The sequence below is a fragment of the Arthrobacter sp. BI5 genome (genome assembly GCF_056680065.1).
The window spans coordinates 2,065,426-2,078,694 of sequence record NZ_CM155264.1 but is presented as its reverse complement, the minus strand read 5'-3'; the positions used below and the strand labels follow the sequence as shown (position 1 = coordinate 2,078,694).

The following is a 13,269-nucleotide window of genomic DNA, read 5'->3' as shown; positions in this document are numbered from 1 at the left end:
CTGTTGCCATGTCTTCAGACGCGAGCAACGACGCAAACATCGACGCCCCCCACTCGCACGCCAGCGCCGAGAGCATCCGGGAAGCCGTGGACGAGGTCCTGAACGCCGGGGTGCTGCCGCCCATCGTCCAGGTGGGCCACCCGGTGCTCCGGCAGCAGGCCGTGCCCTTCACCGGCCAGCTCGACGAAGCGGAGCTGGGCCGGCTGATCGACCTGATGCGCCGGGTCATGCACAAAGCCCCGGGAGTGGGCCTTGCCGCGCCGCAGCTGGGGATCCCCCTGCAACTTGCCGTCTTGGAGGACCGGTTCGACGTCGACTCGGACGTCGCCGCGGCCCGGGGCCGGGAGCCGCTGCCGTTCTTCGCCATGCTGAACCCCCGCTACGAGCCGATCGGCACAGCCGGGAAGGCCTTCTACGAGGGCTGCCTGTCGTTGAACGGGCTGCAGGCCGCCGTGCTGCGGCCGGAATCGGTGCGGCTGGAGTTCACGGCGCAGGACGGCACGCCGCAGCAGCGCGACTTCACCGGCTGGCAGGCCCGCATCGTCCAGCACGAGACCGACCATCTGCACGGAATCCTCTACCTGGACCGGGCCGAGCTGCGCTCGCTCAGCAGCAACGCCGAATACTCCGCCCGCTGGGCCCAGCCGGACATCGACCACGCCCGGCAGGAACTGGGGTTCCTGCCGGGCGGGGCCGCCGCTCAGCCGGGAGTTTAGCCCGGCGTTTTAGCCTGCCAGTTGCGCCGCTGCCTGGCCGTCCGGGGCGGGGTTGGCCGCCGTTGGAAGATGCCGTGACCACCACTGCAGGATTTGGTCGAAGCGCTGCCGGCGGTGGTGCGGGGTTCCGGACCGCGACAGTTCGTGGTTCTCGCCCGGGAAGACCAGGAAGGCAGCCTCGACGCCCAGTTGCTTGAGGGCGGTGAAGTAGCGCTGGCCCTGCTCCACGGGGCAACGCAGGTCCTCCTCGCTGTGGATGACCAGGGTGGGCGTCCGTACCTGTTCCACCCGCGCCATCGGGCTCTGCGCTGCCATTTGCTCCGGGGTGCGGCCGGTGTATTCGCCGCCGAAGAACCAGCCGATGTCCGAGGAGCCGGTGAAGCTCACCGGATCCAGGAAGCCGCGCTCCACGATCGAGGCCTTGAAGCGGTGGTCGTGGCTGATGGTCCAGGCCGTCAGATAGCCGCCGTAGGATCCGCCCATGATGCCCAGGGCGTCCGCGTCGAGCTCTTCAAACTTCGCCAGCGCCCCGTCCAGGAAGGCCAGGACGTCCTGCATGTCCACCGTTCCCATGCGTTCCTTGATGGAGCGGCCGTGGGCCTGGCCGTAACCGGCAGAGCCGCGCGGGTTGCACATAAGCACCGCGTAGCCGGCCGCCGCGTACACCTGGGCCTCGTCGAACAGCGCGCCGGTGAACTGGGCGAAGGGGCCGCCGTGGATGTTCAGCAGCACCGGGTGCGGTCCGTCGCCCGCCGGTCTGACCAGCCAGCCGTGCACCGGATAACCGTCCCCGGACGCGAAGGTGAGTTCCTGCGGGGTGATGATCCCCGCTTCGGCCCGCAGCGGGGCCGAGAAGTCACTGAGGACCCGGAGCCGGCCGCCCTCGAGGACTGCGACGTCACCGGCGGTCTCCGCATCGCTGTAGCTCAGCAGCAACGCGCCCCCGGCCTCGGCCGCGCCGGTGACCACGTGCCCGCCGTCGAGCAGCACGTTGCGTTGGCCCTCGGGCCCGAATTCCAGAAGTTGCACGGTGCCACGGGAGTTGTTCAGCACCAGGACGCCGTCCGTACCGCGAAGCTCCAGGGTGCCGCCAAGGTCCATCGTCTCCGCGTCGCTCAGCGCGACGGCATCCCCGCCGCCCGCAGGCATGACGTACAGCGCCGTGTTGCGGGCCACGAAGTCCTTACCCTCGGTGCCCAGGTCCTGAGCCGCGAAGTAGAGCCATCTGCCGTCCCGGCTCTGCCGGACGGCCGCGACGGACAGCCCGCCGGTGTTGCCGGTGTTGGCGGGGACCACGGCCTCGGGGCCGTCGCCGGCCGCCCCGGCAGCAACCGGAACCCGGTAGATCCCGCTGACCAGGTCGTTGTCGCTGTCCTCGTGCAGGGCGGCGGTGAAGAACACGGCGCTGCCGTCGGCGCTGTAGCTGGCACCGTTGTGGTCGGTCGCGGCCGTGGTCAGCTGGCGCGCCTCCGGCAGGCTCCGGTCGCCCTTGCCGCCGTCGGCTGCGTCGGCGGCCGTGGCGGCCTTGGCTGCCTTGAGCGCCCGGCCGGCGGGAGGTACCGGTGGTTCCTCGTCCAGGTCGGGGACCGCGACGACGAAGAGCTGCAGCGGTTTGTCCGCGGTGTAGCCGACGCCGTTCATCCGGTATTGATAATCAGTTATCAGGCGGGCATCCTCGGCTCCGGCGGAGACACCGTCAACCGTGCCGTAGCGGCCCTCCTCGGGAGTCCTGGCGCTGAAGACGATGCCGCGCGAATCCGGGGACCAGGCAAAGGCACTGACACCCAGCGGCGCATCCGTCAGCGGCACCGGTTCCCCGCCGGAGGCCTCGACCAAATGCAGCTGCGGTTTGCCGCCGGCGGCGGCGCGGAGGAATCCGAGCACCTGGCCGTCCGGGGAAAACTCCGGTGCGGTGTCGCGGAAGCCGCGGGTCAGCCGGCGCGGCCGCAGTGCCGGGTCCAGCGGCACGCTCCACAACTGGCCCACATAGGCGTCGGCGTCGAAATCGGGGCGGACCACGGACACGACGGCCCGGGAGCCGTCCGGGTGCACGGCGGGCGCGGAAACGGACTTGAGCAGGGGCAAATGTTCGGATTTCACGATTGCGAGCCTAGCCCTTGCCGCCACCGAGGTGAAATACCTCACACCGGCACGGCGCGGCCCGCGGATCACGGTGCCCGGGAAAACGTCCCGGCCCTACGATGGACTCTATGCCCGCTGCTCCGCTCGCCGCCCTCGTGTGCCCCGTCTGCCGGAGCCCCTTCGCGGCAGGCAGCGGCGGCCGCTCGCTGGTATGCCCCGCCGGGCACAGCTTCGACGCCGCCAGGCAGGGGTACTTCAACTTCCTGACCGGCAAAGGCACCGTCTTCGAAGCGGATACCGCGGACATGGTCGCGGCCCGCTTCGACTTCCTGTCCGCCGGGCACTACCGCGAACTGGCCGAGGCTGTCGCCGAGCTTGCCGCGCCGCTCCTCACCTTCGACGACGCCGCAGTCCTGGATGCCGGCACCGGCACCGGGCACTACCTGCGCGCCGTGCTGGACCGCGTCCCGGCCGCGGCCGTCGGCGTGGACATCTCCAAGTTCGCGTTGCGCCGGGCGGCCCGGCTGAACCCGGAGGCGGTTAACCTCGTCGCCGATGTGTGGCAACCGCTTCCGCTGGCGGACGGGTCCGTCGACGTCGTCACCGTGGTCTTCGCGCCGCGCAATGCCGCCGAGTTCGCCCGTGTAATCCGCCCGGGCGGGCGGCTGATCGTCGTCACGCCCAGGCCCGGGCACCTGGCCGAGATTGCCGGGCAAACCGGAATGCTGGGCATCGAACCGGCCAAGGAAGAACGCCTCGCCGCGTCGCTGGCCGGGCATTTCGTGGCCTGCGAGGTCCGGGAACTGGACCTGATGCTGGCCCTGGCGCCAGCCGACGTCGCGAGCCTCGCCCTGATGGGGCCTGCCGGGCACCACCTGGACCGCGAAGCCCTCGCGGCCAGGGTGACCGGCCTGCCGTCCCGCTCCGCCGTGTCCGCCCGGTTCCGGATCAGCGTCTTCGAACCGCGTCCCGTGGGGGCCGGATCCGCATAACGAGTTGGCCACGTTAGGCCGCTGATGCCGGCAGCCTGTCCCCCTCCCGGCCGTCCGGCTTAGGATGGAACCAGCTTACGGAGGGTCTGCGCTCGCAGCTCCCGGGCGGAGCTAAGGGGGAACGATGTTCGAATGGCTGGCTGAAAACTGGTGGGCACTGTGGCTCACAGTCTTCCTGGTGTTTGCCGTGGTGGAAATGCTCACCCTCGACCTCTTCTTCATCATGCTCGGCGGCGGTGCCCTTGCCGGGTTGGTCGCCGCCTTCGCCGGCGCCGACTTCTGGCTGCAGATTGTCGTCTTCAGCGTCGTCTCCCTGCTGATGATCGGTTTTGTGCGGCCCGTGGCCCTCAAGCACCTGCGCAGCAGCCCGGCAGACCAGCGCAGCAACGTCGAACGCCTGATCGGTGAATCCGCCCTCGTTGTTGAGTCCGTCAGCGCCAACGGGGGCCTGGTCAAGATCGGCGGCGATGTCTGGAGCGCCCGTTACGAATCCGGCGTCATCGCCCCCGGGCAGCACGCCGTCGTCCGTGCCATCGACGGCGCCACCGCCGTCGTCATCCCGCAGCCGGACCAGGCCGGGAAGTAACAACCCGGCCCCTTGGAGAACCTGCCCGTCCGGGACACGATCTTCCTGCAGCCGCCACCGGCCGCAGGACCAGCGGCAGCCAGGCTGCCGCCCAACAAAGCAGAACCACATAACTGGGGAAAAGGTGATGTATGGATATCGCAGTCGCAATAGTGCTGCTGGTACTCGTTGCGTTCGTAATAATCGTGCTGGTGCGCTCGGTGCGGATCGTGCCGCAGGCGCGTGCCGGCGTCGTGGAGCGCCTGGGCAAGTACCAGCGGACGCTGAACCCGGGCCTGACCATCCTGATTCCTTTCGTTGACCGGCTGTTGCCCCTGCTCGACCTGCGCGAACAGGTGGTCTCCTTCCCGCCGCAGCCGGTGATCACCGAGGACAACCTTGTGGTGTCCATCGACACGGTCGTTTACTTCCAGGTCACCGATGCGCGGGCAGCCACCTACGAGATCGCCAACTACATCCAGGCCGTCGAACAGCTCACCACCACCACGCTGCGCAACGTGGTGGGCGGGCTGAACCTCGAGGAGGCGCTGACCTCCCGCGACCAGATCAACGGACAGCTGCGCGGCGTGCTGGACGAGGCGACCGGCCGCTGGGGTATCCGTGTCTCCCGGGTGGAGCTCAAGGCCATTGATCCGCCCCACTCCATCCAGGACTCGATGGAGAAGCAGATGCGCGCCGAGCGGGACCGCCGCGCCGCGATCCTGACCGCCGAGGGCACCAAGCAGTCCGCGATCCTGACTGCCGAAGGCCAGCGGCAGTCCTCCATCCTGAAAGCCGAAGGTGACGCCCAGGCGGCAATCCTGCGGGCCGACGGCGAGGCCCAGGCCATCCAGAAGGTCTTCGACGCCATCCACAAGGGCAACCCGGACCAGAAGCTCCTGGCCTACCAGTACCTGCAGACGCTGCCGAAGCTGGCCGAAGGCACCTCCAACAAGCTGTGGATCATTCCCAGCGAGGTCGGCGAGGCGCTTAAGGGCATCGGCAGCGTCCTGGGCGGTACCAACCCGGACCCGCGTGCGGAGGCTCCCGCCGGAATGTCCGGCACGCCGTCGCCGGCAGCTTCGACCGGCTCGACGCCGGAGCCCTGAGCCGGGCGGGCAGCGGCACCAAAGCTGCGGATGACCAGGGAGGCACCCGCCGGGCGGGTGCCTCCCTGCGCGGTCCGGCTTTACCCGTAGCGGCTCTCCCGCGTATAGTGGGTTATTTGTCCGGACGGTTCAGCCTGCCGGAACAATTACGCTTCGCGGCGCGTTATATCTACTGACGATTTCGGCAGTGGTGAACGCCACGCAAAACGCATGCAAAAGTAGTCCGGCGTGGTCCTGGTGGCCCCCGGCTAGCGCAGGGCTTGGCCCTGCGAACCGATCATAAGGGAGAAAAGATGAGCGATCGCAGCCTGCGGGGTATGCGCCTTGGCGCACAGAGCATGGAGACCGAATCCGGTGTCGAGCCGGCTCCGCGCCAGCGCGTTGAGTACCGCTGCGAGGACGGCGAGCAGGTGTTCGTGACCTTCTCCTCCGAAGCGGAGATTCCCCCGGTCTGGGTTTCGAAGACCGGCAAGGAAGCGCTGCTGGTCGACGGCGAACGTCCCGTTAACAGCAACGAGAAGGCCGTGCGCACGCACTGGGACATGCTGCTGGAACGGCGCTCCCTGCCGGAGCTTGAGCAGATCCTGGAAGACCGTCTCACCATCCTGCGTGAACGCCGCGGCGAACGGCGTTCTGCCTAGACAGCCGTCCCCGCGTCAAAAGGCCGGGCCGGCACCTCTTGGCTTCTAGCGGTCGTTGCAACACCCAGAACTTTTGGGAGTTGCAACGACCGTGTCGTCGTTAACGGGGAAACCACGAGCCAGCAAGAAATACACGCAGGACCAGAAGGATCAGTTCTTCATCGTGTTCGACCGGCTTAGGAGCACGCGGGCAGCGGCCAGGGAACTCGGATTCAGTCCCGACACCTGCGCCGCCTGGGTCCGTAAAGCCGGCTTGAAAAGTCATGGGAAACCGGGGGCTTCTCCTCACCCGGGGCGGGATGAGTACTTCCGGCTGCGCGGTACCGGCGTGAACCGGCGGGAGGCGGCCTCGGCGGTAGGCGTGCATCCTAAGACCGCGGCGGAGTGGGACCTCGGGATCCGTAAGTCCAACGGTCGACGCATTTACTCGGATGGGCGCCTAGTCGATTACAAACAAGGTGTGACCACAATGACCACGCCCGCTGCTGCGCCCGGAATGGTGCCCGTTCCTCCGATGCCGGTGTCGGCGCTGGAGAAGCCCATCGATCCGCGGTTCCTGAATGTGCAGGAGCGGGAACTGATCAGGGATCTGCAGGCCGCAGGGTCCTCGATCAGGGCAATCGCACTAACTCTGGGCCGTGCACCGTCATCGATCAGCCGCGAGCTGCGCCGGAACACCGACGCGGTGATGGGCTACCTGCCCCACGGGGCTCACCGGAAAGCCGCTGCCCGGCGGGCACGGCCGAAAACAGCCAAACTCTCCGTCGACTCGGACCTGCGCGACTACGTGAAGGGCAAACTGCTCATACGCTGGTCACCGGAACAAATCAGCCGCACGCTGGTCGAAGAGTTCCCCGACAACCCGGAGATGCGCGTGAGCCCAGAGACGATTTATCAGGCCCTCTACATCCAGGCGCGAGGAGGGCTCAAACGTGAGGTGCAGGCAGCGCTCCGCACCGGCCGGACCCGCCGCAAACCTCAGAAAAGCGGTGAGCAGCGAACCCCGAGGTTTGTGGACCCGATGGTCATGATTTCCGAGCGCCCGCCGGAAATTGAGGACCGCGCCATCCCAGGCCACTGGGAAGGAGACCTCATCACCGGCGCTCACAACCAGTCAGCGATCGCGACCCTGGTCGAACGCACCACCCGCTACGTGATGCTCGTTCACCTCCCGAATGACCACACCGCCGAGACAGTCCGCGACGGACTAATCAAGACCATGGCTACCTTGCCCGAGCACCTGCGCGGCTCTCTGACCTGGGACCAGGGGGCCGAAATGGCAGGACACAAATCCTTCACCATGGCCACCGACATGCAGGTCTACTTCTGCGACCCCGCAAGCCCATGGCAACGAGGCTCCAACGAGAACACCAACGGGCTGCTGCGCCAGTACTTCCCCAAAGGCACTGATCTCTCCGTTTACGGACCCGAAGACCTCGAACACGTCGCCCAGGAACTCAACGGCCGCCCACGCAAAACGCTCGGCTGGAAAACTCCAGCCGAGCGTTTGCGTGATTTACTACTAACCACCTAACCAACAGGTGTTGCAACGACCCCTAGAAAGCGCCCCTCAACGAGGTGCCGGCCCGGCCTTTTTGGTGTCGGCTGGTCCTACTTGCGGCCGAGCTTCCGGCTGAGCGTGTTCCAGCGGGCAGTGAGGCCCCATTTGGTGACGTTGATCATGGCCTCGACCACGATGTTGCCGCTCATCTTCGAGGCGCCCAGCTCGCGCTCCACAAACGTAATGGGCCGTTCAACGATATTCAGGCCCAGCTTGGCCACCCGCCAGGCCAGATCCACCTGGAAGCCGTAGCCAACCGAGTCCACTGAATCCAGGTTGAGCTTTTCCAGGGTGGTCCGGCGGAACGCGCGGAAACCGCCGGTGACGTCCTTGATTTTCACGCCCAGCATGATCCGCGCGTAGGTGCTGCCGACCCGGGAGATGGCCTGCCGGTACAGCGGCCAGTTCACGACGCTGCCGCCCGGGACCCAGCGTGAACCCATGGCGAGGTCCGCGCCCTGCTCCACGGCCTCGATCAGCTGGGGCAGCTGCTCGGGCTTGTGCGATCCGTCGGCATCCATCTCCACGAGGATGTCGTAGCCGGCGTCCAAGCCCCATTTGAAACCGGCGATGTACGCCGCCCCGAGGCCGGCCTTGCCTTCACGGTGCAGGACGTGGACCTGGCTGTCCTCGGCCGCGATGCTGTCCGCCAGTTGGCCCGTGCCGTCGGGGCTGTTGTCGTCAACGACCAGGACGTCGGAGGCCGGCACGGCAGTGCGGAGACGCCCAAGGGTCTTGGGCAACGATTCCAGCTCGTTGTAGGTCGGGATGATCGTGAGGACGCGCACAGCGGGGCCTTTCCTTGAAGGGAGCGGTCGGTAGGCCGGAACGGCCGGTTATTAGCCGACGACGGGCACAGCTTCCCATTATAGACAGCCGCCGGGCGGCTGCCCGTGTTCGGCCCGGGTGGCGCGGGGCACACCCGGCGGGCGGCTTAGCGTCCGAGCGAGCCGTTGTTGAAGAGCTCGACGCCGTCCCGCACGGTCTGCAGGCAGACCGGGTCGTTGCCGGTGTCCAGGGCGGGCAGCAGCGGTGTCCGGGCGCGCGGGTCCGTGCTCCAGGACTGGACCCGGCCGTCGGCCACCTGGACCATCAGCTCTTCGACTTCCCAGACCGCGAAGCTGGCCGGGGCGCCGGGGACGAGTTGGCCGGCCATCGGGTTCCGGTAGCGGGCTGCCCGCCAGCCGGCCCGGGTGTGGCCCAGGAAGGCGGCGCGGGCCGAGATCCGCTCGTCGGCGTTGTGGTGTTCCAGGCAGGCGCGAACGCTGGACCAGGGCCGCAGCGCGGTGACGGGACTGTCACTGCCGAAGCAAACCGGAACCCCGGCGGAGTAGAAGGAGCCGAACGGGTTCATGGCCGTGTGGCGGGAGCCGAGCCGCTGGGCGTAGAGGCTCTCCTCCCCGCCCCAGAGGGCGTCGAAGCCGGGCTGCGCGCTCACCGTGACCGAATACCTGGCCAGCCTCGCGACGGCGGCCGGGTCGGCGATTTCGACGTGCTCGAGACGGTGGCCGGCGGCGCGGACGCGCTGTTCCCCAACTTCGGCGGCCGCCTGGTCCAGAGCATCGAGCGCGGCGTCGAGCCCGGCGTCGCCGATCACGTGGAAACCCGCCTGGATCCCCAACACCGAGCACGCGGCAAGATGCGCCGCCGCTTCGTCAACGGACAGGTAACGGGTGCCCCGCTCCCCCGGCGCGTCGCTGTAGTCGCTGCGCAACGCGGCGGTGCGGGAACCGATCGAGCCGTCCATGTTCAAGTCTCCGGCCAGGCCCAGGACCGGCACGCCCAGGCTGTCCAGGATGGACCGGGCCTGTTCCACCGAGCCGGCCAGTTGGCCCCAGTAGGGCAGGACTTCGGGAACAGCGCCGCCGGTCCGGTCCACGTCATTCCAGCTGGCGGCGAGCTGCAGGTCCTCGACGCTGCCGATGTGCGGGGCGGCCATCTCCGCCAGGGCCACGTAGCCGTTGGCGGCCGCCTCGGCCAGGGCGGCCTGTTGGTAGCCGCGCAAGGCGCCGGCCGGGAGTTGCCGGGCGGCCAGCCGCGCGGCGGTGTGGGCGGCGCGTTTGACCTGCCCGTCGGCGGCATAGCCGTCAAGGGACTCCAGGCCGGAGGCGGTCGCCAGGGAGGCGGAGACCAGTGCCGAGTGCACATCCACCCGTGAGAGGTACACCTGCCGGCCGCCGGCGGCGCGTTCGAGTTCTTCGCGGCTGGGCAGGGTGGGATCGTCCCAGAGCGTCTCGTCCCAGCCATGCCCCAGCACCGTGCCGCCGGCACTGGACGCGGAGACGCAGAAGCCTGCGACGGCGTCGAGCAGCTGGGCCGCGGAGCGGACGCCGCCCAGCTGCAGCGAGTCCAGCGCGATCCCGGTCTCGGTCAGATGCACGTGCGAGTCCACAAAGCCCGGGGCCAGGAGGGCGCCCTGGAGGTCGATGACCTCCATCGAGGCGTCGGCGATGGACGTGGCAGCTTGTTCCGAACCGACCCAGGCGACGGTGTCCCCGTCGACCAGCATGGCCGTGGCGAAGGGATCCGCGGCGGTGTAGACGGAGCCGTTGCGGTACAGCGTCACCTTGCGCGGTGCCTGGGTAGCCTCGGACGGTGAAGCGGTCATGGTGTGGAACTCCTTGTAGCTGGGGGCCGGGCCGGTGGCATCGGGCAGGGTGAAGGGAAGGCTGCGTTGGCTTTCAGGGGGCGGTCAGGCGACGGCCGAGTAGGCGACGACGCCGCGTTTGACCAGGGTGATCGCATCAGCGCATAGCCGCGCCACGCGCGGTTCCAGGCCTGGGATCTTGGCCAGCTGGTCCAGCAGGTCGATGACCTGTTTGACCCAGCGGACGAAGTCGCCCGCGGCCAGGTCCGTGCCGCTAAGCACCTCCTGGAGGTGCCGGCCCTTGGCCCACTTGAAGATCGGCCAGACGAGGCCGAGTTCCGGCTCGCCGGTCAGCGGCAGCTTGCTGGCTTCCTCGACGTCCTCCAGCGCCGACCATTCGCGGACCACGATGTCGACGGCGGACTCCAGCGAGACGCTCGGCATTTTGGGCCGGAGGCCCCGGTCCTCGCGTTTGGCCTGGTACACCAGGACGCTGGCGAGGGCGGCTATTTCGGCGGCGTCGAGGTCGCTGAAGGCACCCAGCCGGAGGGCCTGCGAAATCAGCAGGTCTTTCTCCCCGTAGATCCGGCGCAGCCGCTGGCCGTCCGGGCTGATCGAAAGCACCCCGGCGTCCGAAGTTTCCAGGTAGCCATAGCTGGAGAGGACCCCGCAGACCCGGTCGAAGGTTTTGGCGATGGTGTTGGTGCGGCCCTGGATCTGCCGGATCAGGCCGTCGGTTTCCTGGCGAAGCTTCCACCAGCGCTCGGACCAGCGGGCGTGGTCCTCGCGTTCGCTGCAGCCGTGGCAGGGGTGGGCTCTCAGCTCGCGGCGCAGTTCCGCGATCTTCTTCTCCATGTTCGGCAGGGCGGCGGCGCGGCCGAAGTCCTCATTCCGGTTCGGCGGTGCCGGCGGGCGGCTCTCCCGGATGGCGTTGCGGACCGAGGAGGCCAGATCGCGCCGGGACTTCGGCACCTTGGCGTTGAACGACTTGGGGATCCTGACCCGGGTGATCGGGGCCAGCGGGCCCTCTACATCGTGCAGGCCGATCCGGCGAAGCTGGTTGTCCAGGGTCATTACCGCCGGCCGCGGCTCGCGGGAGTGGTGGTCCGAGCTGAGCACGACGGCGAGGCCTGGCGCCCGGCCGGACGGCACGTCAACGACGTCGCCGGGCAGCAGCCGGCTCAGGGAGTCCTCGGTGAGCGACTTCCGGGCCCGCGAGGTGCCCTTCGACGCGGTGTTCTCCGCGTCGGAGAGTGCCCGGCGCAGCCGGGAGTATTCGGTGAAATCGCCCAGGTGGCACGTCATCGCTTTGCTGAACCCGGCCAGGGATTCTTCCCGCCTGCGGACCTGCTTGGCCAGTCCGACCACGGACCGGTCCGCCTGGAACTGGGCGAAGGAGGACTCGAGGATTTCGCGGGCGCGGGGCCGGCCGAACTGGGCCACGAGGTTAATGGACATGTTGTAGGTGGGCCGGAAGCTGGAGTTCAGCGGGTAGGTCCGGCGCGAGGCGAGACCCGCGACGGCTGCCGGATCAGTGCCCGGCTGCCACAGCACGACGGCGTGGCCCTCGACGTCGATCCCGCGGCGGCCCGCCCGCCCGGTCAGCTGGGTGTACTCCCCCGCAGTGATGTTGACGTGCGCCTCGCCGTTGAACTTGTCGAGCTTCTCCAGCACTACGCAGCGCGCGGGCATGTTGACGCCCAGCGCGAGGGTCTCGGTGGCGAACACGGCTTTGACCAGCCCGTCCACGAACAGTTTCTCCACGACTTCCTTGAACGTGGGCAGCATGCCGGCGTGGTGTGCGGCGAGGCCGCGGAGCAGCCCGTCGCGCCAGCTCCAGAAGCCCAGGACGTCCAGGTCGTCGGCGGGGATGTCCTGGGCCGCCTCGTCAACCCGCCGGGCAATGATGAGCTGTTCCTGCTCCGTGGTCAGCCAGAGCCCGGCGGAGACGCACTGCGCCACGGCGGCGTCGCAGCCGGCGCGCGAAAAGATGAAGGTGATGGCCGGCAGCAGGTCCATCCGGTCCAGGCTGGCGATGACCTGCGGGCGGCTGGCTTTCCGGACGGGGCTGCGCGGGCCGCCCTGCGGAGCCTCCTCCCGCTGGCCGCGCCGGTTGCGCTGGTTCCGCCCGCCGTGGCCGAAGCGGCCGCGGAAGTTCATCTGGCTCTCGGCTCGCGCCATCGAAAGGAGTTCCGGGTTGACCTCGTAGCCGGCGCGCTCGGTAATGGCCGTGCCCCCGCCTGCACTTGCGGGTTCCGCGGTGGCGGCGACGTTGTCCTCGCCCGCGGGCGCGATCTCATCGAAGCTGGTGTCGCCGGCAAACAAGTCAACGATCTTGCGCCCCACCATGACGTGCTGCCACAGCGGGACGGGGCGGTGTTCGGAGACGATCACGTCGGTCTGGCCGCGGACGGTGTCCAGCCAGGCGCCGAATTCCTCGGCATTGGAGACCGTGGCGCTGAGCGAGGCGACCTGGACCTCGCTGGGCAGGTGGATAATGACTTCCTCCCACACGGCGCCGCGGAACCGGTCGGCGAGGTAATGCACTTCATCCATCACCACGTAGCCGAGGTCGTCCAGGGTGTCCGAGTCGGCGTAGAGCATGTTGCGGAGCACTTCGGTGGTCATGACCACCACCGGAGCTTCGCCGTTGATGCTGGTGTCGCCGGTCAGCAGGCCCACCTGCGACGCGCCGTACTTCTCCGCCAGCTCGGTGTACTTCTGGTTGCTCAGTGCCTTGATCGGCGTTGTATAGAACGCCTTCAGGCCCCGCTGGAGTGCCAGGTAGATCGCGAACTCGCCCACGATCGTTTTTCCGGCGCCGGTCGGTGCCGCCACCAGTACCCCGCGGCCCGCCTGCAGGGACAGGCACGCCTCACGCTGGAAGGGATCAAGATCGAACGCGAGCGAACGGGTGAATCCGCCCAGGTAGGTTTTGGCTTCTGCGGCCCGCTCGGCGCTGGCACGGTAGCGCTCGGACGGGGACTCCGGCCCGGGTAGTGAGGACATGCATCCA

At 68.4% G+C, this 13,269-nt stretch carries 10 protein-coding genes; 6 read left to right on the top strand and 4 right to left on the bottom strand.

The genetic code is table 11. The features are described 5' to 3' along the window. Window positions 1–8: 8 nt before the first annotated feature. Window positions 9–716 carry a peptide deformylase gene (locus AC1MED_RS09420; protein WP_479783086.1) on the top strand — a complete coding sequence of 236 codons (708 nt, stop codon included), beginning with the start codon at window positions 9–11 and terminating at the stop codon, window positions 714–716. 9 nt (window positions 717–725) lie between these two features. Here AC1MED_RS09420 and AC1MED_RS09415 read toward each other — a convergent pair whose 3' ends face one another. Then, window positions 726–2,816 (bottom strand): S9 family peptidase, encoded by a 2,091-nt coding sequence (locus AC1MED_RS09415; protein WP_479783085.1) that lies wholly within the window; start codon window positions 2,814–2,816, stop codon window positions 726–728. 110 nt (window positions 2,817–2,926) lie between these two features. On the opposite strand from AC1MED_RS09415, the gene AC1MED_RS09410 reads away from it, so the two are divergent. From AC1MED_RS09410 to AC1MED_RS09390, 5 genes are all read left to right on the top strand, one after another. Continuing rightward, on the top strand, window positions 2,927–3,790 hold the full coding sequence (locus tag AC1MED_RS09410) for a methyltransferase domain-containing protein (protein ID WP_479783084.1): 864 nt from the start codon (window positions 2,927–2,929) through the stop codon (window positions 3,788–3,790). Between the two features lie 124 nt (window positions 3,791–3,914). Next, window positions 3,915–4,376, top strand: a complete 462-nt coding sequence (locus AC1MED_RS09405) for an NfeD family protein (RefSeq protein WP_479783083.1) — start codon at window positions 3,915–3,917, stop codon at window positions 4,374–4,376. Between the two features lie 131 nt (window positions 4,377–4,507). Beyond that, a complete protein-coding gene (locus AC1MED_RS09400; RefSeq protein ID WP_346958069.1) occupies window positions 4,508–5,464 on the top strand; it encodes an SPFH domain-containing protein in 957 nt (318 codons plus the stop codon). A 293-nt stretch (window positions 5,465–5,757) separates the two neighbouring features. Continuing rightward, complete coding sequence (locus tag AC1MED_RS09395; protein WP_026266329.1) at window positions 5,758–6,105, top strand: RNA polymerase-binding protein RbpA; 348 nt, start codon at window positions 5,758–5,760, stop codon at window positions 6,103–6,105. 328 nt (window positions 6,106–6,433) lie between these two features. Next, window positions 6,434–7,639, top strand: a complete 1,206-nt coding sequence (locus tag AC1MED_RS09390; protein WP_479786569.1) for an IS30 family transposase — start codon at window positions 6,434–6,436, stop codon at window positions 7,637–7,639. Window positions 7,640–7,716: 77 nt separating this feature from the next. On the opposite strand, the gene AC1MED_RS09385 is transcribed toward AC1MED_RS09390, so the two are convergent. The 3 genes from AC1MED_RS09385 to AC1MED_RS09375 all read right to left on the bottom strand — a co-directional run bounded on the left by AC1MED_RS09385 (window position 7,717) and on the right by AC1MED_RS09375 (window position 13,262). Then, window positions 7,717–8,454 carry a polyprenol monophosphomannose synthase gene (locus AC1MED_RS09385; protein ID WP_346958070.1) on the bottom strand — a complete coding sequence of 246 codons (738 nt, stop codon included), beginning with the start codon at window positions 8,452–8,454 and terminating at the stop codon, window positions 7,717–7,719. 146 nt (window positions 8,455–8,600) lie between these two features. Next, window positions 8,601–10,274: an amidohydrolase gene (locus AC1MED_RS09380; RefSeq protein WP_479783081.1), complete on the bottom strand. Its 1,674-nt coding sequence runs from the start codon at window positions 10,272–10,274 to the stop codon at window positions 8,601–8,603. Window positions 10,275–10,358: 84 nt separating this feature from the next. Continuing rightward, the gene (locus tag AC1MED_RS09375) at window positions 10,359–13,262 is read right to left on the bottom strand and encodes a DEAD/DEAH box helicase (RefSeq protein ID WP_479783080.1); all 2,904 of its coding nucleotides are present in this window, start codon (window positions 13,260–13,262) and stop codon (window positions 10,359–10,361) included. Between the last annotated feature and the right edge of the window lie 7 nt (window positions 13,263–13,269).